At 52.6% G+C, this 20,978-nt stretch carries 22 protein-coding genes; 17 read left to right on the top strand and 5 right to left on the bottom strand.

Annotation, left to right across the window (positions count from 1 at the left end; genetic code table 11):
- Window positions 1-6 precede the first annotated feature (6 nt).
- The 6 genes from JRJ22_RS04565 (at window position 7) to JRJ22_RS04540 (ending at window position 5,399) form a co-directional block, all read left to right on the top strand.
- Window positions 7-1,104, top strand: coding sequence for a GerAB/ArcD/ProY family transporter (locus JRJ22_RS04565; protein ID WP_206103435.1), 1,098 nt, complete (start codon window positions 7-9; stop codon window positions 1,102-1,104).
- Window positions 1,105-1,200: 96 nt separating this feature from the next.
- On the top strand, window positions 1,201-2,160 hold the full coding sequence (locus JRJ22_RS04560; RefSeq protein ID WP_206103434.1) for a helix-turn-helix transcriptional regulator: 960 nt from the start codon (window positions 1,201-1,203) through the stop codon (window positions 2,158-2,160).
- Window positions 2,161-2,251: 91 nt separating this feature from the next.
- A complete protein-coding gene (locus JRJ22_RS04555; RefSeq protein ID WP_206103433.1) occupies window positions 2,252-2,710 on the top strand; it encodes an SRPBCC domain-containing protein in 459 nt (152 codons plus the stop codon).
- Window positions 2,711-3,029: 319 nt separating this feature from the next.
- Window positions 3,030-3,284: a FeoA family protein gene (locus tag JRJ22_RS04550; protein ID WP_206103432.1), complete on the top strand. Its 255-nt coding sequence runs from the start codon at window positions 3,030-3,032 to the stop codon at window positions 3,282-3,284.
- Window positions 3,281-4,012 (top strand): FeoB small GTPase domain-containing protein, encoded by a 732-nt coding sequence (locus JRJ22_RS04545; protein ID WP_206103431.1) that lies wholly within the window; start codon window positions 3,281-3,283, stop codon window positions 4,010-4,012. The genes JRJ22_RS04550 and JRJ22_RS04545 overlap by 4 nt, the downstream gene beginning before the upstream one ends.
- Window positions 3,990-5,399: a ferrous iron transporter B gene (locus JRJ22_RS04540; RefSeq protein WP_206103430.1), complete on the top strand. Its 1,410-nt coding sequence runs from the start codon at window positions 3,990-3,992 to the stop codon at window positions 5,397-5,399. The genes JRJ22_RS04545 and JRJ22_RS04540 overlap by 23 nt, the downstream gene beginning before the upstream one ends.
- 282 nt (window positions 5,400-5,681) lie before the next feature.
- Here the strand turns inward: JRJ22_RS04540 and JRJ22_RS04535 are convergent, their stop codons facing one another.
- Window positions 5,682-7,097, bottom strand: coding sequence for an aminotransferase-like domain-containing protein (locus JRJ22_RS04535; protein WP_206103429.1), 1,416 nt, complete (start codon window positions 7,095-7,097; stop codon window positions 5,682-5,684).
- Between the two features lie 182 nt (window positions 7,098-7,279).
- Here JRJ22_RS04535 and JRJ22_RS04530 point away from each other — a divergent pair, with 182 nt between their 5' ends.
- From JRJ22_RS04530 to glpX, 4 genes are all read left to right on the top strand, one after another.
- On the top strand, window positions 7,280-8,212 hold the full coding sequence (locus tag JRJ22_RS04530; protein WP_206103428.1) for a DMT family transporter: 933 nt from the start codon (window positions 7,280-7,282) through the stop codon (window positions 8,210-8,212).
- A gap of 272 nt (window positions 8,213-8,484) precedes the next feature.
- Entirely contained in the window at window positions 8,485-9,105 is a 621-nt protein-coding gene (locus JRJ22_RS04525) for a helix-turn-helix transcriptional regulator (protein WP_332461388.1), read from the top strand.
- A gap of 18 nt (window positions 9,106-9,123) precedes the next feature.
- Window positions 9,124-9,924: a pyruvate, water dikinase regulatory protein gene (locus tag JRJ22_RS04520; protein WP_206103426.1), complete on the top strand. Its 801-nt coding sequence runs from the start codon at window positions 9,124-9,126 to the stop codon at window positions 9,922-9,924.
- Window positions 9,925-9,989: 65 nt separating this feature from the next.
- Window positions 9,990-10,985 (top strand): class II fructose-bisphosphatase, encoded by a 996-nt coding sequence (gene glpX, locus JRJ22_RS04515; protein ID WP_206103425.1) that lies wholly within the window; start codon window positions 9,990-9,992, stop codon window positions 10,983-10,985.
- A 135-nt stretch (window positions 10,986-11,120) separates the two neighbouring features.
- Here the strand turns inward: glpX and JRJ22_RS29645 are convergent, their stop codons facing one another.
- Window positions 11,121-12,299, bottom strand: coding sequence for a YsnF/AvaK domain-containing protein (locus JRJ22_RS29645; RefSeq protein ID WP_206103424.1), 1,179 nt, complete (start codon window positions 12,297-12,299; stop codon window positions 11,121-11,123).
- A 340-nt stretch (window positions 12,300-12,639) separates the two neighbouring features.
- Here JRJ22_RS29645 and JRJ22_RS04505 point away from each other — a divergent pair, with 340 nt between their 5' ends.
- From JRJ22_RS04505 to JRJ22_RS04490, 4 genes are all read left to right on the top strand, one after another.
- Complete coding sequence (locus JRJ22_RS04505) at window positions 12,640-12,951, top strand: (2Fe-2S) ferredoxin domain-containing protein (RefSeq protein ID WP_206103423.1); 312 nt, start codon at window positions 12,640-12,642, stop codon at window positions 12,949-12,951.
- Between the two features lie 160 nt (window positions 12,952-13,111).
- Window positions 13,112-13,960, top strand: a complete 849-nt coding sequence (locus JRJ22_RS04500; RefSeq protein WP_206103422.1) for an AraC family transcriptional regulator — start codon at window positions 13,112-13,114, stop codon at window positions 13,958-13,960.
- A gap of 150 nt (window positions 13,961-14,110) precedes the next feature.
- Window positions 14,111-15,100: an aldo/keto reductase gene (locus JRJ22_RS04495; protein WP_206103421.1), complete on the top strand. Its 990-nt coding sequence runs from the start codon at window positions 14,111-14,113 to the stop codon at window positions 15,098-15,100.
- A gap of 56 nt (window positions 15,101-15,156) precedes the next feature.
- Window positions 15,157-16,065: an aldo/keto reductase gene (locus JRJ22_RS04490; protein ID WP_206104976.1), complete on the top strand. Its 909-nt coding sequence runs from the start codon at window positions 15,157-15,159 to the stop codon at window positions 16,063-16,065.
- Between the two features lie 67 nt (window positions 16,066-16,132).
- Here JRJ22_RS04490 and JRJ22_RS04485 read toward each other — a convergent pair whose 3' ends face one another.
- The 3 genes from JRJ22_RS04485 to JRJ22_RS04475 form a co-directional block, all read right to left on the bottom strand.
- Entirely contained in the window at window positions 16,133-16,426 is a 294-nt protein-coding gene (locus JRJ22_RS04485; protein WP_206103420.1) for a hypothetical protein, read from the bottom strand.
- Window positions 16,427-16,568: 142 nt separating this feature from the next.
- Complete coding sequence (locus JRJ22_RS04480; RefSeq protein WP_206103419.1) at window positions 16,569-17,300, bottom strand: ZIP family metal transporter; 732 nt, start codon at window positions 17,298-17,300, stop codon at window positions 16,569-16,571.
- Between the two features lie 86 nt (window positions 17,301-17,386).
- Entirely contained in the window at window positions 17,387-17,911 is a 525-nt protein-coding gene (locus JRJ22_RS04475) for a GNAT family N-acetyltransferase (RefSeq protein ID WP_206103418.1), read from the bottom strand.
- Between the two features lie 218 nt (window positions 17,912-18,129).
- Between JRJ22_RS04475 and JRJ22_RS04470 the strand changes: the two genes are divergently transcribed.
- The 3 genes from JRJ22_RS04470 (at window position 18,130) to JRJ22_RS04460 (ending at window position 20,544) form a co-directional block, all read left to right on the top strand.
- Window positions 18,130-18,705, top strand: coding sequence for a dihydrofolate reductase family protein (locus JRJ22_RS04470; protein WP_206103417.1), 576 nt, complete (start codon window positions 18,130-18,132; stop codon window positions 18,703-18,705).
- 170 nt (window positions 18,706-18,875) lie between these two features.
- Window positions 18,876-19,418 carry a ribonuclease FAU-1 family protein gene (locus JRJ22_RS04465; protein WP_232381027.1) on the top strand — a complete coding sequence of 181 codons (543 nt, stop codon included), beginning with the start codon at window positions 18,876-18,878 and terminating at the stop codon, window positions 19,416-19,418.
- Window positions 19,419-19,875: 457 nt separating this feature from the next.
- A complete protein-coding gene (locus JRJ22_RS04460) occupies window positions 19,876-20,544 on the top strand; it encodes a Type 1 glutamine amidotransferase-like domain-containing protein (protein WP_206103415.1) in 669 nt (222 codons plus the stop codon).
- Window positions 20,545-20,978: the final 434 nt, after the last annotated feature.

Below are 20,978 nucleotides of genomic sequence, written 5' to 3'. Positions count from 1 at the left end.
ACAGAGATGCATAATAAAGAGCAGGTGTCATCCCTGCAAATCGCGTTTATGGTCATGCTGTTTGAGATCGGCAGCACACCGCTGTTCCTGCTTGGCGGCAAGGCGAAGCAGGATTCCTGGCTGGCGATGTGCGTCGGTTCACTGGCCGGCCTGCTTTTACTGCTGCTTCTGCTGTGGATCCAGGAGCACTCGCTGGGGCTTGATCTTATCGGCATACTGAGATTCAACTTCGGAGCCACTGCCGGTTCAGTTGTCGGCTGGATATACTGCCTTTATTTCGCTTATGAATCGATGCGTAATGTCCGGGATTTAGGCGAATTGACTTCACTGACTCTTCTGCAGACAACTCCGATGTCAATTACGATGCTGGTCTTTGTCCTCATTGCGCTTTACGCCATATGGAAGGGAACCGCGGTGCTCTTCCGGCTGCCGGAGGTGCTGCTCCCGATGCTTCTATTCTTTTACGGCCTTCTGGTCCTGCTGCTCGGAATTATGGGCTCCATCGATTTTCGGCGCCTGACTCCTGTCTTTGAGGGCGGGCTAAGGCCGATCCTGGATGCGGCACTGCCGGAAATCGTCTCTTTCCCCTTCGGGCAAATGCTTGTGTTTCTGATGCTGTGGTCCTTATGGGAGAAACCCGGCGTGCCAGTGAAAAATACCATTTCAGCCTATATTGCCATCAGTATCTTTCTAATTTTCATGAATGCACTCAATGTTGCCGTCCTGGGGCCTACGGTTGCGGGAATAAGCCAACTGCCTTTTCTCAAAACAGTCCGCACCTTATCCAATCTGCAATTTGTAGAACGGCTCGACATTCTGGTAACCATTCAGCTCTTCGTCGGCCTCTTGATCAAAATGATGATATTCTATTTTTGTGCGGTTAAAGGGATAAGCGGGCTGACCGGCAAACCCCTGAAATGGTGGGTGTTCCCTGTGGGCGCCGTCATTTACGGGACTTCCTTTGTGGAGCGGGACTATACCCAGCATATCGCCATCGGCCTCGGACCCAGCCTGAAGATCGATCCGGTATTTCAGATTGCCGTCCCCCTGCTGCTGGCGGTTTCGATTCTGCTGCGCAGCCGGTTTAAGAGAACTCCCTCTTAAAACATGATCTCCGGGAAGCCCTCTGTCTTTTGACAGCCTGTAAGAAATTATGGAATAATTGGGGAAATCATTGCTACAACAGGAGGCTTCTGCCGGATGTCCAAAGCCGATCATCTGCTGTCTATTCTCTGGATGCTGCAGCAGCGCAAAAGAACCGCCGCCGAGCTGGCAGATAGTCTTGAACTGAGCGTCCGTTCAGTGTACCGCTATATTGATGCGCTCTGCGCCAGCGGCGTTCCTGTCATCGCGGATGCCGGACCGGGCGGCGGCTTCCGGCTGCCGGAGCATTTCAGCGCTTCTCCGCTCTTCTTCAACGACGCAGAACGCCGGGCGCTCGTACAGGCTTCCGCCTTTGCAGAGGGCAGCGGATACCCGTATGTCGAAGCCTTAAGTGAAGCCATTGCCAAACTTAAGCGATACAGCAATGACGAGCAGCTCTCGCAGATGGAACGCCACGAGCGTGGTGTCGAAATGCTGCATACCCCGTCCACACCCTTGCCCCATCTGCTGGAGGAGCTGGAGGTCTGCACCGCAGACGGGCTGACGGTGCAGGTGGAATACCGCAAGGGCAGCGGTGATGCAGTCTCCGTGCGTGCCATTGATCCTTACGGGCTGGTGCTCTGGAAGGGAAGGTGGTATCTGGCCGGCTTCTGCCACCAGCGCCAGGACATCCGCAGCTTCCGCGTGGACCGGATTGCAGGACTGGAGCGGACAGGAGCTGGCTTCCATCGTCCGCCGGGATTCTCGGCACGGGAGTTTCTGCTGAGGAGCCTGCTTCCCGGCCAGGATCAGGAGACCGCGCTGATCCCGGTAGTCATTGCCTCGGGTGAAGAGGTGCTGAATGACCTGTGCAGCCACTGGCTGTTCGGCCATTCGCTGGAGCAGCGTCTTCCGGGGGAGGCCCATTTCCTGCTGGATGAAGCCTCGTTATACGGCTTCGCGGCTTACTTCCTGCTGCCCTATGGCAAGTCGCTGACCATACTTGAACCTGCCGCCTTGAAGCAGAAGCTTGCAGCTATAGCTGCCGGCATTTCCGCCCATTATACGGAATCTTAATTTATTCAGAATCACTGACCGCAGCTGTCAGTGATTCTTTTGTATATTGGACCCAAGCTTAAGTTATCCAGTAACCAGAGGAGGAACAATAATGAAGGAACTAAAGTACGAATTCTATATTGGCGCAACACTGGAGCAGGTCTGGGAATGTCTTATCTCTCCTGACAAAGTGAAGCAAATCTATTATGGCAGCATTATCCGTTCCAGCTTTGTAGAGGGGGAAACACTGGAGTATGTGGGACCGGGCGCAGACGGCAGCGAGACTCTGCATGTGCATGGCACACTGCTGGAATTCACCCCCCGGGAAGCACTGCGGTTCACGCACAAGGTTGGCCCCTCCTATCTAAAGGGCGGCGTGAATTATGAATCCCGCATCTCCTGGCTGCTGGCACCGGTGGGCGGCTGCACTAAGCTCACACTCATTCATGACGAATGGCATCCGGAAGACCCTTCCTATGGCCCGAGTGACAGCGCCTGGTGGCAGATCCTGAGCAATATAAAGACGCTGGCGGAAACCGGAGGCACTCTTGATTTTGGCAGCTGGGAATAGGCATTCCATAATTCAGCCGCCACCGGACCCGGAAAGAACCGGCAGATGCCGGGCTGGAACTATAATACACTAGATCCGAATAAACTCCTGCAGATTTGATCTGCGGCTTACTATAACCCTTGGCTTAAGGCGCAGCATTTGCTGCACTTTAGGCAGGGTTATTTTATTTTTCCCGAGGGAAACTTTTTTGTTGCAGGGACAAAGTTGTTTACGTATACTAATATTGTGGCACGGTACAATAATCTATCATCAACGCACAATTTATACTTATTTCGTCCATATATTCATCATCACTCCATAATGAAAGAAGGAACTGCTAATGGCTGGAGCCGGTATCCCCTTGTCTGAAGCATTGAACGGCAGTATGCTGCGCATCAGCGGCATTGAAGTTCAGGGCGTGCTGCGAAGAAGGCTGCTCGACCTCGGTTTTGTGGTCGGCAATGCCGTTGAGGTGCTGCGGCGCAGTCCGCTTGGAGATCCTATCGCTTTTCGGGTAAGCAATACGACTATTGCCCTAAGGCGGGAAGAAAGTTCGCTGATTTACGGACATTTGATTGGAGGTGAAGAAGCATGAGCCACTATACGGTTGCTTTTGCCGGCAATCCCAATACAGGGAAGAGTACGCTCTTCAATCTGCTGACCGGCCTGCGCCAGCACACCGGCAACTGGGCGGGCAAGACCGTCATTACCGCTGAGGGTGAATTCACCCATAACCAGCATGTCTACCGTGCTGTTGATCTGCCGGGTACGTACTCGCTTTACTCCAATTCCGCTGATGAAGAGGCCGCCAGGGATTACATTATTTTTGAACAGCCGGATGTGACACTGGTCGTGCTCGATGCCACTTCGCTGGAGCGCAATCTCAACCTTGCCCTGCAGGTGCTGGAAATCACGGGACGGGCGGTAATCTGCATCAATCTGATTGATGAAGCTAAGAAGCTCGGCATTGACATCAATTTAAAAGCGATCTCGAAAAGGCTCGGTGTCCCCGTCGTTGCCATCTCGGCACGTAATGAGATCGGGATCGGGGCGCTATTGGATCAGATAGAGCGTGTAGCGACCGGCGCCTTCACCGGGAAGCCGCTGCGGATCACTTACAGTGAGGACATTGAACGCGGCATTGCCGAGCTGATCCCTCTGGTAGAGCAAACTGTAGGCTCGAGGTATCCGGCACGCTGGATTGCCCTGCGGCTGTTGGATGGTGACAACAGCCTGCTAACATCGCTCAAAGCCTATATGGGAGGCAGCAAAAGTTACGGAAGGAAGGAGGTAGCCGGCCATGGAGTCCCCGCATGTCATTAAGGGTCCTGACCCGTTGGATTCTCTGCTGTCTGCAGCCAAGAAGCTCGCAGACAAGGGCGCGATCCGCGATGAAATCGTCAGCGGAATTTACGGGGTATCGGCAGGAATCTGCAGCGATGCCGTCACCTACCAGGATAAGAAGAAACTCGGCAGTACCTATAAGCTTGACCGGATCGTCACCTCCAGACTCTGGGGGTTCCCGATCATGCTTGCCGGACTCGGTCTCGTGTTCTGGATTACAATTGCCGGAGCCAACTACCCTTCCAGTTGGCTGGCCTCGCTCTTCGGCTGGATCGAAGGTTATCTGACAGCCGGATTTGAAGCGGTGAACGCCCCCTCCTGGCTGCACGGTGTGCTTGTGCTCGGGCTCTACCGGGGAACCTCCTGGGTCATCAGCGTCATGCTGCCGCCGATGCTGATTTTCTTCCCGGTCTTTGCGCTGCTGGAGAATTTCGGCTATCTGCCGCGCGTTGCCTTCAACATGGACCGCCTGTTCAAGAAATCCGGCGGCCACGGCAAACAGGCCTTGACGATGTCGATGGGCTTCGGCTGCAACGCCGCCGCCATTCTCTCCACCCGCATTATTGAATCGCCCCGGGAACGGATGCTGGCGATTCTGACCAACAACTTCGTACCGTGCAACGGCCGCTGGCCTACCCTGATTCTGCTGTCCTCCATGTTCATGGTCGGGGCTGCCACAACCGGTGCACTCCGTACCTTCTCCACTGCTCTCGTCCTGATGGGCATAGTACTGATCGGCATCACCGTCACCCTGACTGTGTCTTGGGTCATGTCCAAAACCGCTCTCCGCGGTGTGCCGACCCACTACACACTGGAGCTGCCGCCTTACCGCCGGCCACAGATCTGGAAGACGATTGTGCGCTCCTCCAAAGAAAAATCGCTGAACGTACTAACCCGCGCCATTATCGTTGCCGCTCCTGCCGGGATCATTACCTGGGTACTTGGTAATGTAGTCATCGGCGGAGACAGCGTGCTTAACCATATGGCTGCCTTCTTTGACCCGTTTGCCCAGCTGCTCGGCCTGGACGGTTTTATCATCATGGCCTTTATTCTCGGACTGCCTGCCAATGAGATCGTGCTGCCGATCCTGCTGATGGGGTATATGTCTTCCGGTGCAATGGTTGACGTTGATGGGCTCGGCAGCATCAAGGACATTTTCCTGAGCCATGGCTGGACCTGGCTAACCGCGCTGAATATGATGCTGTTCTCCCTGCTCCACTATCCGTGCGGCACAACACTCGTAAATATTTACAAGGAGACCAAGAGCCTGAAATGGGCGGTACTCTCCGCCGTCATCCCGCTTGGCATCGCCATCACCGTAACCTTTGCCGTAGCGCAAATCGTCCGGTTGTTCGGCTGGGTGTGAGGATTCGCCCGGGCTCAGGATTCAAGGTATACCAAAGGACCAGCCGGAATTCCGGCTGGTCCTTTTCACACTTATACCGTTCATTCCGCGCGCGACCCCGGTTTCCGGCGAATTCAACGGTATTTCTACCGTTCATTCCGCGCGCCACCCCGGTTCCAGCGAATTCAACGGTATTAATACCGTTCATTCCGCCCCTCCCCCTGGGCCTACCTTACAGCACACACTTGATACCGGTACCTGTCCGTAGATCCGGGATATCATTCCCCAGCCCCCGCCCTACAATCACAGCTCACGCGCCAGCTTCATAAGTCGCCGCATCCCTTCCCGCAGCAGCGTTTCACTGGCAAAAGAGTAGCTGAGGCGCAGCCTGGACTTCATCTCTCCCAGCGGATCGCACAACTCCCCGGGTACAAAGGAGATCGACTGCTCCATGCTTCTCGCGAACAGCGCTGAGGCAGAAACAGACTCTGGCAGCTTCACCCACAGGTTCAGCCCTCCTTCCGGTGCGGTCCACTCCCAGCCGCTTGAATCCAGCTCCTCCTCCATAATCTCCTTGTGCACCTGCAGCGCAATCCGCAGCTTGCCCAGATGCTGCTGCAGGCGCGGCGAGGTGTAATAATGCAGGAAAATCTTCTGGTTCAGCAGCGGGGAACCGTTGTCGGCCAGGGATTTAGCGGTGATCAGCCGCTCCATGAACGGGTGACGGCAGGCCACCGCACAAATCCGCAGCCCCGGAGCCACATACTTGCTGAAGCTGCTGATATAAATGACCCAGCCCTCGGTATCATAGGCAAAAAAAGGCGCCGGTGGCGCTTCCCCGAAATAGATGTCGCGGAAGGGATCATCCTCTACCAGCAGGCAGCGGTACCGCTCCGCCAGCTCTACCAGCTGCTTGCGCTGCCGAGCCGGAACGGTGTAGCCGGTCGGATTATGATGAGTCGGATTCATATAGAACATCCGCGGCTTAAATTTACGCATCAGCTCCTCCACCGCCTCCAGATCATAACCCTCAGGTGTGATCTCCACCGGAACCAGCCGGGCACCCGCCCGGCGAAAAATATCCAAAGCCACGCTGTACGTCGGACGCTCCACGAGCACAGGATCCATCGGCCCGAGCACAAGCCCTGCGATCAGATTGATGGCCTGCTGCGCCCCCGAGGTGATTAACAGCTCCTGCGGCGACAGCTGCAGCTTATAATGCTTATGGAAATGCTCACTCAGCGTCTCGCGCAGCTCGCCATCCCCCTGCACCGAAGAATAAGTTCCCATGACTTTCGGATAGAGATCGAACACTTTTTTGACATAATCAGAGAGAAAAAGATTCGGCAGCAGACCGGGATCAATCAGCGCCTGGGAGAATTGGTAGGTCACCGGCATCCGCTGGATATCGGACATGGGATTGGTCAGTGAATAAGCCGGCACAGCTGCTCCTTCAATCGTTCGTTCCTCCCGCAGCAGGTTAGCCGGTGACACATAATATCCGGACTTGTCTTTTACATATACCTTGCCTCTGTCAGTCAGCTCCCTGTAGGCCTTGAACACGGTCAGCCGGTGCACCTTCAATTCCTCGGCCAGCCCGCGGATCGACGGCAGCTTGTCATGGGCCTTCCACTCTCCCCGCTCCATCCGGTTCAGCATATATTCATAGACCTGGCGGAAGAGCGGATGGCTCTGGTCCTCTTTTGCCGGTTGCTTCATTAGCCTGCACCCTCTCCTCAATTCTCAGTTTACCCGCTTCACACTTTCACAGTTTCCCCTATTGTACAGCATCCTGGCCTGCATCTGTTCTGTTACTTATCAACTGTTCTGTGCTTGGCCGTTTATGATGAATCAAACGCTTCACCGGACTGCCATATCAACTTAACAAAGGGGAATTACACATGATAATGCTTGCTTATTCGCTTGTCTGTCTGATTTTCGGTACTACTTTTCTCGCGATCAAAATCGGGGTAGATGCCGGGGCACCGCCTTTTTTCTCCGCTGGTCTGCGTTTCTTTCTGGCTGGAGCTGTTCTGTTTCTCTGGATGGCCGTCAAAGGTAAAGCAAGCTTCTCCCTGCTGCTCCGCAAAGAAATGCTGATCACCGGAGCCGCGCTGACCTTTGGCACCTTCTCCGCACTGTACTGGGCTGAGCAATATGTATCTTCGGGGCTTGCTGCGGTGCTGTCGGCTACCGGCCCGATGATGATCCTGCTGATGCAGACCGCCTTTCTCCGGCAAAAAGCTCCCTCGTACTCTATGTACGGCTGCATCATCGGCTTCACCGGCGTCCTGCTGCTCGTACTCCCAAGCCTGGTGGTCGATATCTCTCCCCTGTGGCTTATCGGCTGTATTGTCGTACTGATCGGGGAATGCTGCTACGCTGCCGGTGCGATTTATTCCAAAAAAGTGACCACGGCCTTCTCCGGTGTCTCGCCGGTTGCACTGAACGCCGCGCAAATGATGTACGGGGGAGCGCTGTTGTTCATCCTCTCCCTGGCCACCGAAAATGTGCATCCCGAAGTCCTGCTCTCCTTCAAAACCGCCGGGTCGCTGCTCTATCTCACCGTCATCGGCTCCATGGTCGGACATACTCTGTTCTACTGGCTGGTCGCAAGGACCAATCCCGTATTCCCATCCACCTGGCTATATATTTCGCCGCCGATTGCTGTCGGGGTCGGATTCCTGTTCTATGACGAGACCGTCACCTGGATCACCCTGCTTGGTGTGTTCACCATCATCGCCGGAACGGTGCTGGTCAATGCAGGCGCATTGAAGCAGCTATTGTTCAAAAAGCAGTCTCCGCCTGCAGTACTGCCAAAAGACGCCGCTTGATGGTGCCGCGCAGAAATAATTCAACAAAGCGTAAAGCCAGTGTTCCCGCTGGCTTTTTTATTATTAAACCCTACTAAATTTATTTATGACGTACTATATGTTGCATTAATGATCATAATTGCGTATTATATACTCAAGTTAGCGGTTATTATTGCCAATAAGACGTCTAAATGAAAGGGGGAATCGGCCACCGGTACTCCTTTTCCTTAGAGGAGCGCCTAATCATATCCGGACAATGGAGGGAACCTGCAATCGAACTGACATCCCGTCAACTGCAAATTATTGCTATTGTGAAGAAACGCGCGCCGATCTCCGGCGAGCAAATCGCGGAAAATCTCAATCTCAGCCGGCCGACCATCCGCAATGACCTGTCCATTCTGGTGATGCTGGAATATATTGATGCCAAGCCGAAGGTCGGCTATTTCCCCGGCCAAAGGTCGGTAAGCCGGCTTGGCAGCAGCTATCTGCTGAAGGAAACCAAGGTCAAGGACATTCAGAGCATTCCAGTGGTGATCCGCGAAACGACCACGATCCAGGATGCCGTTGTGACCCTGTTTCTGCAGGATGTAGGCACGCTGATTATCTGCGACGGGGACGGCAAGCTGGCCGGAGTTGCCTCGCGCAAGGATTTTCTGAAGGTAACACTCGGCAATCCGGGTGCGGTATCCATGCCGGTCAGCATGGTCATGACCCGCCAGACCAAGGTAGTAACGGTATCTCCCGAGGACACGGTGCTCGATGCCGCGCATAAAATGATTTTTCACGAGGTAGACAGTTTGCCGGTGGTCGTGCCCGGCGGCGCGGAAGAAACCGTCCCAAGGCTCGATGTGGTGGGCCGGCTGACCAAAACTTCCATCGTTAAGCTTCTCCTCGATCTCGAAGCCAAAGGATAACGGGAGGAATGGAAGCGCATGGAGCAATCTTCACACTACATCACGATATGCTCAGATTCGATAGGTGATACGGCAGAGGCGGTTGTGCAGGCCGTCATCCACCAATTCCAGAATCAGCGTGTCACAATCAGGAGATACGGCAACGTAAGGCATGAAGAGGAGCTGCGGAAGCTGATGGAAGAAACGGCGCAGCTGCAGGGTTTTGTCGCTTATACACTGGTACAGCCGGAACTTAGGGAGATGATCCGCGAGGAGGCCGTACGCCTTGATCTGCGGATCGTGGATATCATGGGTCCAATGATGCAGGCCTTCATTGACACGTTCGACGATGCGCCCCAGGCCCGGCCCGGACTGCTGCACCAGCTGGACGAAGATTACTTCCGGCGGATCGAAGCGATTGAATTCACCGTCGCCTGCGATGACGGCCGTGATCTGAATGCTATGCTGAAGGCCGATATTGTGCTGCTGGGCATGTCCCGCACTTCGAAGACCCCGCTTAGCATCTTCCTCGCCCACCGGGGTAAGAAGGTCGTCAATTACCCGGTCGTACCGGAGATCGCTCCGCCGCAGCAGCTTCTGAGCCTGCCGCCAAGCCGGATCATCGGTCTGACGATGAAGCCCGAATATATGCTCAAGATCCGCTCGGAGCGCCTGAAGATGCTGGGCCTGCCGGCAGGCTCCCAATATGCCAGCCTCGAACGGATTACCGAGGAAATGGAGCATGCTGCGGTACTGTTCGCGAAGCTCGGCTGCCCGGTTATTGATATTACTGACAAAGCGATTGAGGAAACCGCCGGCATTATTATGGGCTATCTCTAGTCTCTAGCCTGGAAGCAGCGGCGTAAATGTCTTGCACACCAAACCTACACTGGAGGGAATAATATATGGAACGCGAATTGGCACTGGAGATTGTACGGGTAACTGAACTGGGCGCTTTATCCTCCGCCCGCTGGATTGGCCGGGGTGACAAGAATGCGGCGGATGATGCCGCTACAACCGCTATACGTTCCATGTTTGATTCTGTCTCCATTGACGGAACCGTCGTGATCGGCGAAGGCGAAATGGACGAGGCGCCGATGCTCTATATCGGGGAACAGGTCGGGAACAAAAACGGCCCTTTGGTCGATGTAGCGGTTGATCCGCTGGAAGGCACAGAGGTGGTAGCCTGCGGGCTGCATAATGCCCAGTCGGTCATTGCCATTGCCGACCGCGGCAGCCTCCTGCATGCTCCCGACATTTATATGGAGAAGCTGGCCTGCGGCCCCGAGCTGGCCGGCAGGCTAAGCCTGGAGGATCCGGCCGAGGTTACGCTGCGCAAAGCAAGCATGATCACCGGTAAAGCACTCTCTGAGCTGACGGTAATGGTACTCGACCGCAAGCGCCACGAAGGGCTGATCCGCACCCTGCGCGGGATGGGAGTACGTATTAAGCTGCTCGGCCACGGCGACGTAGCCGGAGCCATCGCGGCGGCGCTGCCGGACAGCGATGTCGATCTGTACATGGGCTCGGGCGGAGCGCCTGAAGGTGTGCTGGCCGCCGCTGCACTGAAATGCCTAGGCGGAGAACTGCAGGGAAGACTGCTGCCGGAGGGGCCGTTTGAGATGCAGCGCTGCCTGCTGATGGGTATCGACAACCCGACCCGTGTGCTGTCGATGGAGGATATGGTCGGCACTGGCGACGTGATCTTCGCCGCAACCGGCGTCACCTCCGGTGAATTCCTCAGCGGCGTCCGCTTCATCGGCAAGGAACGCGCCGAGACGCATTCCGTCATTATGCGGGCGCAGAGCCGGACAATCCGCTATATCCGCAGCATTCATTTCCTGCCCGGCAAGGATATTCCGCAGGGCAGATCTGAGCGGCAGAACTTAGCCTTCATGTAGGCTGCTGTTCTCCCGGACTGGCGTCAGCTACAGTGTGTATGCTCTAACCTCGAAAAAAGGGTCTATCCTGCGTCCGGCTGGACGTGGGATAGACCCTTTTTGCTATAACAACTCAGCTCAATGAATCTCGCTCGCTTAACGCGTACGGCTGTGGTCTCTCTGCAGCTCGTCGCTGCTGTTGACCTTCACATTACCCGTCTTGTCGATCCGGGCTTCCTCGCGTTTCACGGTATCCTTCACCTGCTCTGTACCCTGAATTTCACGTTTATGAATGTCTACTTCACCGGTAACTACCGTATTCTTACGGACGTCCACCTGTTCCTCGCTAACAGGAATGCGGATCGTCTCATCAGCACCAATTGGTGTTGAGCTGGAGTCATTGTTGACCGAGCGCCGCTCGATCACAATTTCCTCGTGGGAAACCGGAACATTGATCGTCTTCTGCTCCTCGATGATCTCCTTGCGGACATTAACCTCACCGGTCTGCACTTTGTTTTTGGACACGTCCAGCTGTTCCTCACGCAGGCGCAGCCTGCGGGCTTCATCATCCTGCCGGTCATAGTCACTTAAACGTGTGTTGTCCAGATCCGCGATTCCATCACGTGTGCCGGAGTACACATCTCCCGTCATCCCCGGACGGTTCACATCATCCAGGGCTTTTGTTTCAGGAAGATCATGTACAGATGCTGAATTCATCGTATCGAGTCCGGTATCATTCCGTCCTTCGAGCCCCGATCCGTTAAAGGCCGCATCCACGGTGTCTGTTACAGAGCCGCGGGCACTCTCTTCTGCCGTTTCAGTCGTTACATTGTTGTCCAAGTACCGGTCGGCGTTGGCTGAATTATGGTTACGGAACACATCGTACACGTCATTTGCACGGGAACTGTCCGCATCTACCATAACCAGAATCCGTCCTTCGTCTACATAGTTATCATAGCTCTCAGCTTCATCTTCCGGAATCCCAAGTCCGATCAGCCCGCCGACTAATCCCCCGGTGCCGGCTCCAACGGCTGCACCAGCTAAGGTCGCTGCAATCGGGCCTGCGGCAATGATCGGGCCGATCCCCGGTATCGCCAGGGCACCAATTCCTGCCAGCAGTCCGGTTACCCCGCCAAGCAGTCCGCCGGTTGCCGCACCCGAGGCCATGCCTTCCGGTGCTTTGGTTCCTGTTTCGTCGCTGATCGCGTCTACATCCCGCTTATCCCTTGCTATTACGGAGATATCTTCTGTAAGAAATCCCCGGCTCTTCAGATCTTCAATAGCCCGTGAAGCCTCATGTTCGTTATGGAATACACCAACAATTTTCTTATTCATACGATTCCCTCCTGATAGCATTTTTTTTAGTGATGGGTCTCTCGTTCACATCTCTTACTTAACCAAACGGCTGCCGGCGAAACTGGAAGTTTGTTAATTCCAAGCAGACTCCTTATATATATTTTTGAAACAGAAAAAGAGCAAAAAAAACGAAAAAACAGACATATTTTCATCAAACATGATCCCGATAAGTCAGATATTCTTACATAAAAATCCCGTTTTCAGCCCATTTGTTAAGCCTTTACGAACAATCCGCAGAGCCTCAATACAATGTAAGCAAAAGGGACTATACTCCTCGTAAGATATGTTAACGATTTTCACATGACTAAGGAGGCTTACCATGAATATGCGTTTAAAGGTTTTAAAAAAGCATCTGCTCTTCTGCTGCAGCGAGCACTGCAACAACCAGGATGTCGAAGATGTGATGCAGGCGTTCAAAGAACAGCTGGTGGAGCAAGGCATCAACAAGACCGTTAAAATCAACAAAACGAGCTGTCTCGGTCTATGCGGAAACGGCCCGTTTGTAATCGTGTATCCTGACGGCATCTGGTATTACAATGTAACGACAGAGGATGTGCCCCGTATTGTTGAGGAGCATCTCGTGAACGGCGAGCCGGTAGAAGAACTGGTTATGCTGAAAATGGAAGCTTAGCGCTATCGCGTCCTCAGCCCCTCAAGCAAAAGTCCCCGCCCTGAATCTTAAGGGGTGCTGGGACTTTTTGCAGTTTCTCCGACGCTGCCTAACTATTGTATAATGGCTATACATCCGCATACTTGTCCAGGACAACCTTATACAGGAAAGAGGCTGAAGCATGGCCATATTTAAATATAATCCGCAGCGCCCGTTCCGCAGCAGCCCTGATCTGCATTTGCATTACTGGGGCTGTGAGCAATGTGCTCCCGGTCATTCTGTCGGTCCAGGCGTCCGCGACTTATACAAAATCCATTTCATTCACGCAGGTACGGGCAAGGTTTCCGTGGGGGAAGCGACACATACCCTGGGGGCCGGGCAGGCTTTTCTGACCTATCCCCATATCGTGACCCATTACGCCGCGGACAGCACGGAGCCCTGGACCTACTCCTGGATTGCTTTTACCGGAGAAGAAATTGAATCCTTATTGTCCAAAACCTCTCTGTCCCCGGAAAACCCTGTCTTCCCGATGGATCAGCAGCTCATGCCTGCGCTCTATGACCGGCTGACAGAGGCGGCGGACCAGGCGGAGTGCCTAGATCTGCCGCTCAAAGCGATTATGTATGAGTTTTTCGCTATATTGCTCCGTACCGTTCCGGCGATGAAGGACAGCATCAGGCTCCCGCGTCAAAAAAGCCTCTACGTCGAGGAATGCCTCCATTTCCTGCATGCCCATTACTGTGAAAATATCACGGTAGAGATGATGTCCGCTTCCCTGAAGCTGGACCGTAAATACCTGTCCACCCTGTTTAAGCGGACTGTCGGCCTGCCGCCGCAGCAGTATCTGCTGAATTTCCGGATCGCCAAGGCCTGCGAGCTGCTCGCCGAAACGGGCTGTACCATCGGAGAAATCTCCCGCTCCGTCGGCTATCAGGACCCGCTGCTCTTCTCACGGATGTTCAAGAAGGTCAAGGGCTGCTCCCCCAAAGAGTACCGCATGCGTCATGAGAATACGGACATTGTTCTATAAAGATCTTCCTTGCTGACATACGCCCAGCTCCGGGATTTCGCTACAATAGAGCATGACCGTGGCTAAAAAACGTAAACGCTTCCGAAGCCAGTTTTGTCCGAAGTCAATTCGATGAAGTAACGCTAAACAAAACTTTTAGGAGGATTAAACATGTATATCGCCAGTCCTGAACGCTATGACAATATGAAATACAACCGTACCGGCCGGAGCGGCCTGCTGCTGCCGGCTATTTCCCTGGGCCTGTGGCATAATTTTGGCGGCAACGACCTGTTCGAGAACGGCCGCGCTATGGTGCGCCGGGCATTTGATCTGGGCATCACCCATTTTGACCTCGCCAACAACTATGGGCCGCCTCCAGGCTCTGCAGAAGAAAACTTCGGCCGGATCCTCCGTCAGGATTTCTCCGCCTACCGTGATGAAATGATCATCTCCAGCAAAGCCGGCTATTATATGTGGCCTGGCCCGTATGGAGAATGGGGCTCCAAGAAGAATCTGGTTTCCAGTCTCGATCAGAGCCTGAAGCGGCTGGGCCTGGATTATGTGGATATTTTCTACCATCACCGTCCGGATCCGAACACACCGCTGGAGGAAACGATGGCTGCGCTGGATCTGATCGTGCGTCAGGGTAAAGCGCTGTATGTTGGTATCTCCAATTACAGACCGGCCGAAGCACGCGAAGCGGCGCAGATTCTCCGCCGTCTGGGCACGCCTTGCCTGATTCATCAGCCGAACTATTCCATGTTGTCGCGCTGGATTGAAGACGGCCTACAGGATGTGCTCGCCGAAGAAGGCATCGGCACTATCGCCTTCTCGCCGATGCAAAAAGGCATTCTCACCGACCGCTACCTGAACGGAATCGCTCCCGATTCCCGTGCAGCCGGACCTAGTGTATTCCTCTCTGAACGGGAGATTACCGAGGAAGTCATCGGAAAAGTACGCAAGCTGAACGACATCGCAGCAGCCCGCGGCCAGAAAATGTCGCAGCTCGCCTTATCCTGGGTGCTGCGCGGCGGCAAGGTTACCTCGGCACTGATCGGTGCCAGCAAGGTAAGCCAGATCGAGGATGCCGTAGCTTCCCTGAACGCCCCTGAACTGAGCGCAGAAGAGCTGGAACAGATCGAAGCCATTTTGCGGGGATAGTCCCTTCCCGGGGAGTTACAATAATGGACACAAAACAGCGCAGAAAGGGATGCAGAATGAACAAAAACCGTTTAGGCCAATCTGAGTTATATGTAAGCGCCATGGGGCTTGGTTGTATGTCCCTGGGAACCGGGGAAGCTGCAGCCGTATCCATCATTCATGAAGCGCTGGACCTGGAAATTAACTTCCTCGACACTGCGGATCTTTATGATGAAGGACGGAATGAAGAACTCGTAGGTACGGCCATCCGCCATCGCCGCGGAGATGTTATTCTGGCGACGAAGGTCGGAAACCGCCGGATACCCGGCAAGGAAGGCTGGTCCTGGGACCCCTCCAAAGCCTATATCAAATCAGCCGTACATGAGAGTCTCCGCAGGCTGCAAACCGATTATATCGACCTTTACCAGCTGCATGGCGGAACGCTCGAAGACAATATCGATGAGACCATTGAAGCCTTTGAAGAGCTGAAGCAGGAAGGGCTGATCCGGTATTACGGCATTTCCTCCATCCGCCCGAATGTGATCAGAGAATATGTGCAGCGGTCAAGCATCGTAAGTGTGATGAGTCAATACAGCATTCTTGACAGACGCCCGGAGGAAGACATTCTTCCTCTGCTGGAGCAGCATGGCATCAGTCTGATTGCCCGCGGGCCGCTGGCGCGCGGGATTCTGACAGAGAATGGCCGTGCCAAGCTGAAGCAGGATTATCTGGATTACAGTGTTCAGGAACTGGCCGGACTGCATGATCAGCTGACACAGCAGACTTCCGGTTCCCGGACGCTGACGCAAGCCGCGCTTCACTATCCGCTCGCACATTCTCCGGTAGCTTCCATCATTCCGGGGGCGAGCAATATAGAGCAGCTGAGACTGAACGCAGCGGCAGTGGAGTCTGCCCCACTCTCGCCGCAAGAGCTGGAAACTATCCGTAAGGCCAGCAAGGCGAACGTGTACACGGCCCACCGCTAAGCACAGCAAACAGGCTATCCTAAACTGCACATGCAGCCGGAATAGCCTGTTTTGATATTTTTTAAAACTAGCGTTTCTTTCTTAGCCGGAGAATCCAAAGAATCAGTGACAGCAATAATATCAGCGCCGTAATCACCCAGGTCAGCATAAAAGCCATCCCCAGACCGATATTCGCATCCTTGGATTCCCTGGCATATTCCAGCCCCAGCATCACCGCCAGCGGAGCTCCGCTTGCCGCCAGCAGCACTAATGCAGTGTAGCGCGCAAAAGGCGTACGTTTGCGAAAGGAAAAATACAAGCTTAAGTACGCAATGATAAGCAAAATAAAGGTTGTTACAGCTTCCCAGGCTAGTCTATCCATCCAGTTTCCACCCTCCATCTTCAAGCTGACGCTCTGTGAATCGCCGGGATAAAAGCCAGTATAGCGGCTTTTGAAGCCGGACGCAAACGCTGTAGATAAAGGATATACGGGTACAAGCTCTGCGGGAAATCTTTCTTGCTGTTCAGCCAAAAAACTGCGTAATATACACCATCGCCAGCAGCCCGAAGATAAATGAATACGTCGACGGCCGTTCATAACCATGTCCATGACTCTCCGGAATCAGCTCCTTGTAAACAATGAAGAGCATCGCCCCGGCGGCAAAAGCCAGCCCGTAACCGACCGCATGCTGCATCGAACTTGCCGTAAAATAGCCGATAACCGCTGAGATCATCTCCATTAGACCTGTTAATGCGGCAATCCCCAGCGCCTTGCGCCGGGTCGCGTTAGAATTCATCAGGAAGATGGCGAGGATCAGGCCTTCCGGCATATTTTGCGCCCCGATGGCAATCGCCACCATAGGACCGAGACTGCCTTGTTCACTGGCATAGCTGAACCCTGTGCTGAGACCCTCAGGAATGTTATGAATGAACAGCGCGATCATGACGAGCAGCGCCTTGGAATCCATATTAGTGAAACCCGGTTTGTTCTCGACATCGATATGCGGAATATTGTTCTCAATCAGATCAAGCAGCAGCACCCCGGTGATCAGTCCGAGCGTCAGCGCAATAATTCCTGACTCCCTAATGGCCTGCGGCATTAAGCCAAAGGTGGACGCAGAAACCATGATACCGGCGGTAAAAGCAACCAGCACATCCTTCCACAGCTCGGACAATCTCCGTACGAACAGGATGGGCACCACTCCGAGCACCGTGGCCATTGCCGATAAAAAGCTGCCAAGCAGCGCAGTTGCCAAGTCATCAACCCCTCCCGTGGACAGGACTATAGACCAAGCTTATGCACCGGGCAGCTTATAATATGACCAAGCTTCCGTTTTTGTCTTCATGGATACAGCAGGAGTTGATTCAGCTCCAGCGTCATCAGATCCTCATCCAGATACACGCCGTCCAGCTTAACCGCCTTCCGCTCCGTACCATAGCAGGTGAATCCCAGCGAAGTATACAACCGCTTCGCCGCATGGTTGTCCGAGAACACCGTAAGGTTAACAATCTCCAGTCCCGGCAGCTGCCCGGCCCGCACAAGCAGTTCCGTCATCAGCCGGTATCCCAGCTTCTGCTTGCGTGCTGCGGGACTCACATACATGGCATAGACATTGCCTTTATGGGAGATTCTCGCCCTGTCCTCCCGGATAAAAGTAACCATTCCCGCCAGCTCATCCTGCTCCGTAAAGCCGCCCAGAGTGAACCTGCCTTCCGCAGGCTCCAGCCTGCTGCGCGTGGTTTCGAACGGCAGCCCCTTCTCCGCTTCATAGGTGCTCAGAAAAGCTTCCGGATGGTTCAGCAGTGACTCAAGCCGTAGCTCCCGGTACTTTTCGGCATCGGCCGGATTTAGAACTTTTATGTACATGCAGATAATCTCTCCTTCCGCCTGAAGCATTCATATTTATTCAAATTATTATATCGCCAGACCTTGGCCTCATAAAGAACTAAACTGTCGAGGCAATATACTAATGGGCAGGTATTGGGTTAGCCATCCATAAGAAACAACCCAAGTTGAATTCTGCAAAATGTAGATAATGTATAATGTAGATGAAGATATCCTTCATGAACAAAGGAGAACTGAACATGAGAAAACTCGTCCTTTTTCTGCACGCATCGCTTGACGGTTTTGTAGAAGGGCCGAATGGTGAAATGGATATTGGCTGGATTTCCTACGATGCTGATCTGGAGAAACACGCGAAAGAAATTTTGAGTACTGCCGACACTGTCATTTGGGGACGTGGGACTTATCAGATGATGCACAGCTACTGGCCATCTGTACCTTCGAACCCGTCAGCTTCGCAGCATGAACGGGATCATGCCGAATGGATCGAAAAGACAGCCAAAATCGTTTTTTCCACAACCCTGGAGAAAGTCGAATGGAATAATTCCAGACTCGTAAAAGAAGATATCGAGGAAGAGATCAATAACCTCAAACAGCAGCCAGGCAAGGATATGGTCATCCTCGGCAGTCCTAGGTTTGCACATCACCTTATGGAGCTTGATTTAATTGATGAGTATAAAATCACGGTTTCTCCCGTCCTAATCGGTAAGGGGTTGCCGTTATTCCAGGGACTCAGGGAGAAGATCAATCTTAAGCTAATCGAAAACAAGACCTTTGATTCTGGAGCCATAGGTCTCGTCTACCAGACGGTAAGATGACCTTGTCACTTATGGTGATTACCCTAACGGGAAACCTTAGTTCAAACACGAAAGGGCAGCCGGTCGGTATACTCGATCGGCTGCCTTTATTCAATTAACGGGCAGAATAGTTCCAATATATGGTATCATTATCTCGATGTAGAGCAATTTGTACAATTGGGGGGATTTTGGTGCTAAAAAGAAAATTTGGGGACCGTTCAGACCGGAAACGTGTTTTAGTAAGGGAGTATGCTCAGTCTTTTATCGAATCGGATAACTTCAATGGTTACGTGACCCTTCTTCGAATTCTCAAAGTATCAGACCCTCTTTACGTTGAATATAACGGAGAAGAAATTTGTATTGTTAACGATGGCTATCTATGGCTTCAGCAATTCCCTTCAGGTCGAAATCATTCGGTAACAACAATGTTTGATTCAAAAGGTAATATCGTGCAGTGGTATATAGATATATGTTCCAAGAATGGTGTTAGTGACAACAATGTGCCGTGGATGGACGATTTGTTTCTGGATTTAATTGTATTACCATCTGGGGAAGTAATTAATAAGGACACAGATGAGCTGGAAGGAGCATTTATCAGCGGAATCATTAATAAGCCACTTTATGATTTAGCTAGGGAAGAATCAAATATGCTCAGTGAATTAATTAAGCACAATGAGTTTACTTTATTGAAGCTATCAGAAGAACATAAAGAATTCTTGCTTCAAAAGATGTAAAGGTAGGACAATTTATTAAGCTATCGGGAAAACGTTAGTTTAATGGCAACAGCGGCAACCGAGACTTGGGTAATAAAGTCTTGGTCGCCGCTTCTTCTTTTAGTCCCTTTCTTCTTATTGATGTACGTTCGCACGCAACAATTTGTCATCAGAATGAGACTGAGAACTAGATCATAGACTATGACTAAATCTTATTAAGCTAACAAACTTTTAAACCCCAATATATGGTTATATGCTATTATTGCAGTGTGAAAGATTACGGAGAAATAATTGTCTTCAGTTTCAGTCTGTACAGCAAAAAAACCTAACCGCTTGTACTCTACATAAACTTGACCCTTCATTAACCATCCTCTCAGAGTAGCCATTCCCTCTATGATGACTTCAGCAGTATCATCGTAAAGCTATTGAACTTGGCGATAAGGAAATTACGAAGTTCCAAGCGAATAGGAGTGAGGATATGAAATTATTACTAACATCTGCAGGCATTAATAACAAAAGCATACACGACGCGCTAGTTGACATGCTGGACAAGCCGATTGCCGACTCCAACGCCCTGTGCATTCCCACCGCGATGTACGGACACCCCTGGGTCGGCCCTGGCGTCAATACCTGGGAGTTCATCAGCGGGAAATCCGAAAACCCCATGGTCGACCTGGGCTGGAAGTCTGTTGGCATACTTGAGCTCACTGCGCTTCCAAGTATCAGTAAAGACCGCTGGGTACCGCTGGTCCAGGGGATTGACGTCCTGTTAGTGGCGGGCGGTGACGCCCTCTATCTGAACCACTGGATGCGGCAGTCCGGACTGGCCGACCTCTTACCTTCGCTGCAGGCAGTTTATGTGGGAATGAGCGCCGGGAGTATGGTTATGGCACCTAACATCGGGAAATTCTTCGTTGGTTGGACTCCACCCGCCGGTGGCGATGAAACGCTGGGTCTGGTTGATTTTGCAATATTTCCGCATCTTGACCATGAGATGCTGCCTGACAACACCATGGCTGCTGCTGAGAGCTGGGCCGCCGGGATGCGAGTGCCGACATATGCGATTGATGATCAAACCGCCATCAAAGTGATCGATGGAGCTGTTGAAGTGGTTTCCGAAGGGAATTGGAAGAATCTCACGACCTGATATCCACGTGGGCTGAGCAGGAGATTGATGTTAGCGGCGACTCTCTTATAGTGAATGGCCGCTATTAAACTAATGGGCAGAATGATTGAGAACATGTCCTGAATTTTAATAAAGATGTACGCAGTCGGAATCGTGAGTAAAAAATATATATATAGATATTTTTTGATGATGTTAATCAATGCATTGTTTAGCGAGTTGGGATATTACAGAACATTCTAGACACTAATATTAATAATATACGGGCTCAGCACGCGTATGAGAAAATGGGTTTCCGTAAAATGGCTGTCCGCCATAATTCATGGAGAAACCAATTAGGTGAATTACAATCTTCAATTGATTATGAATTAACCCGCGACCAGTTTAACAACGTGCTGAACTAACGGGGAACGATAGTTTAACAATGAAGGGCCGCGAGGTAGCCCTCAACTCAGAAT

The sequence above is a fragment of the Paenibacillus tianjinensis genome, from assembly GCF_017086365.1.
Lineage (GTDB): Bacteria > Bacillota > Bacilli > Paenibacillales > Paenibacillaceae > Paenibacillus_AQ > Paenibacillus_AQ tianjinensis.
This window is presented reverse-complemented; position numbering and strand designations above follow the sequence as displayed.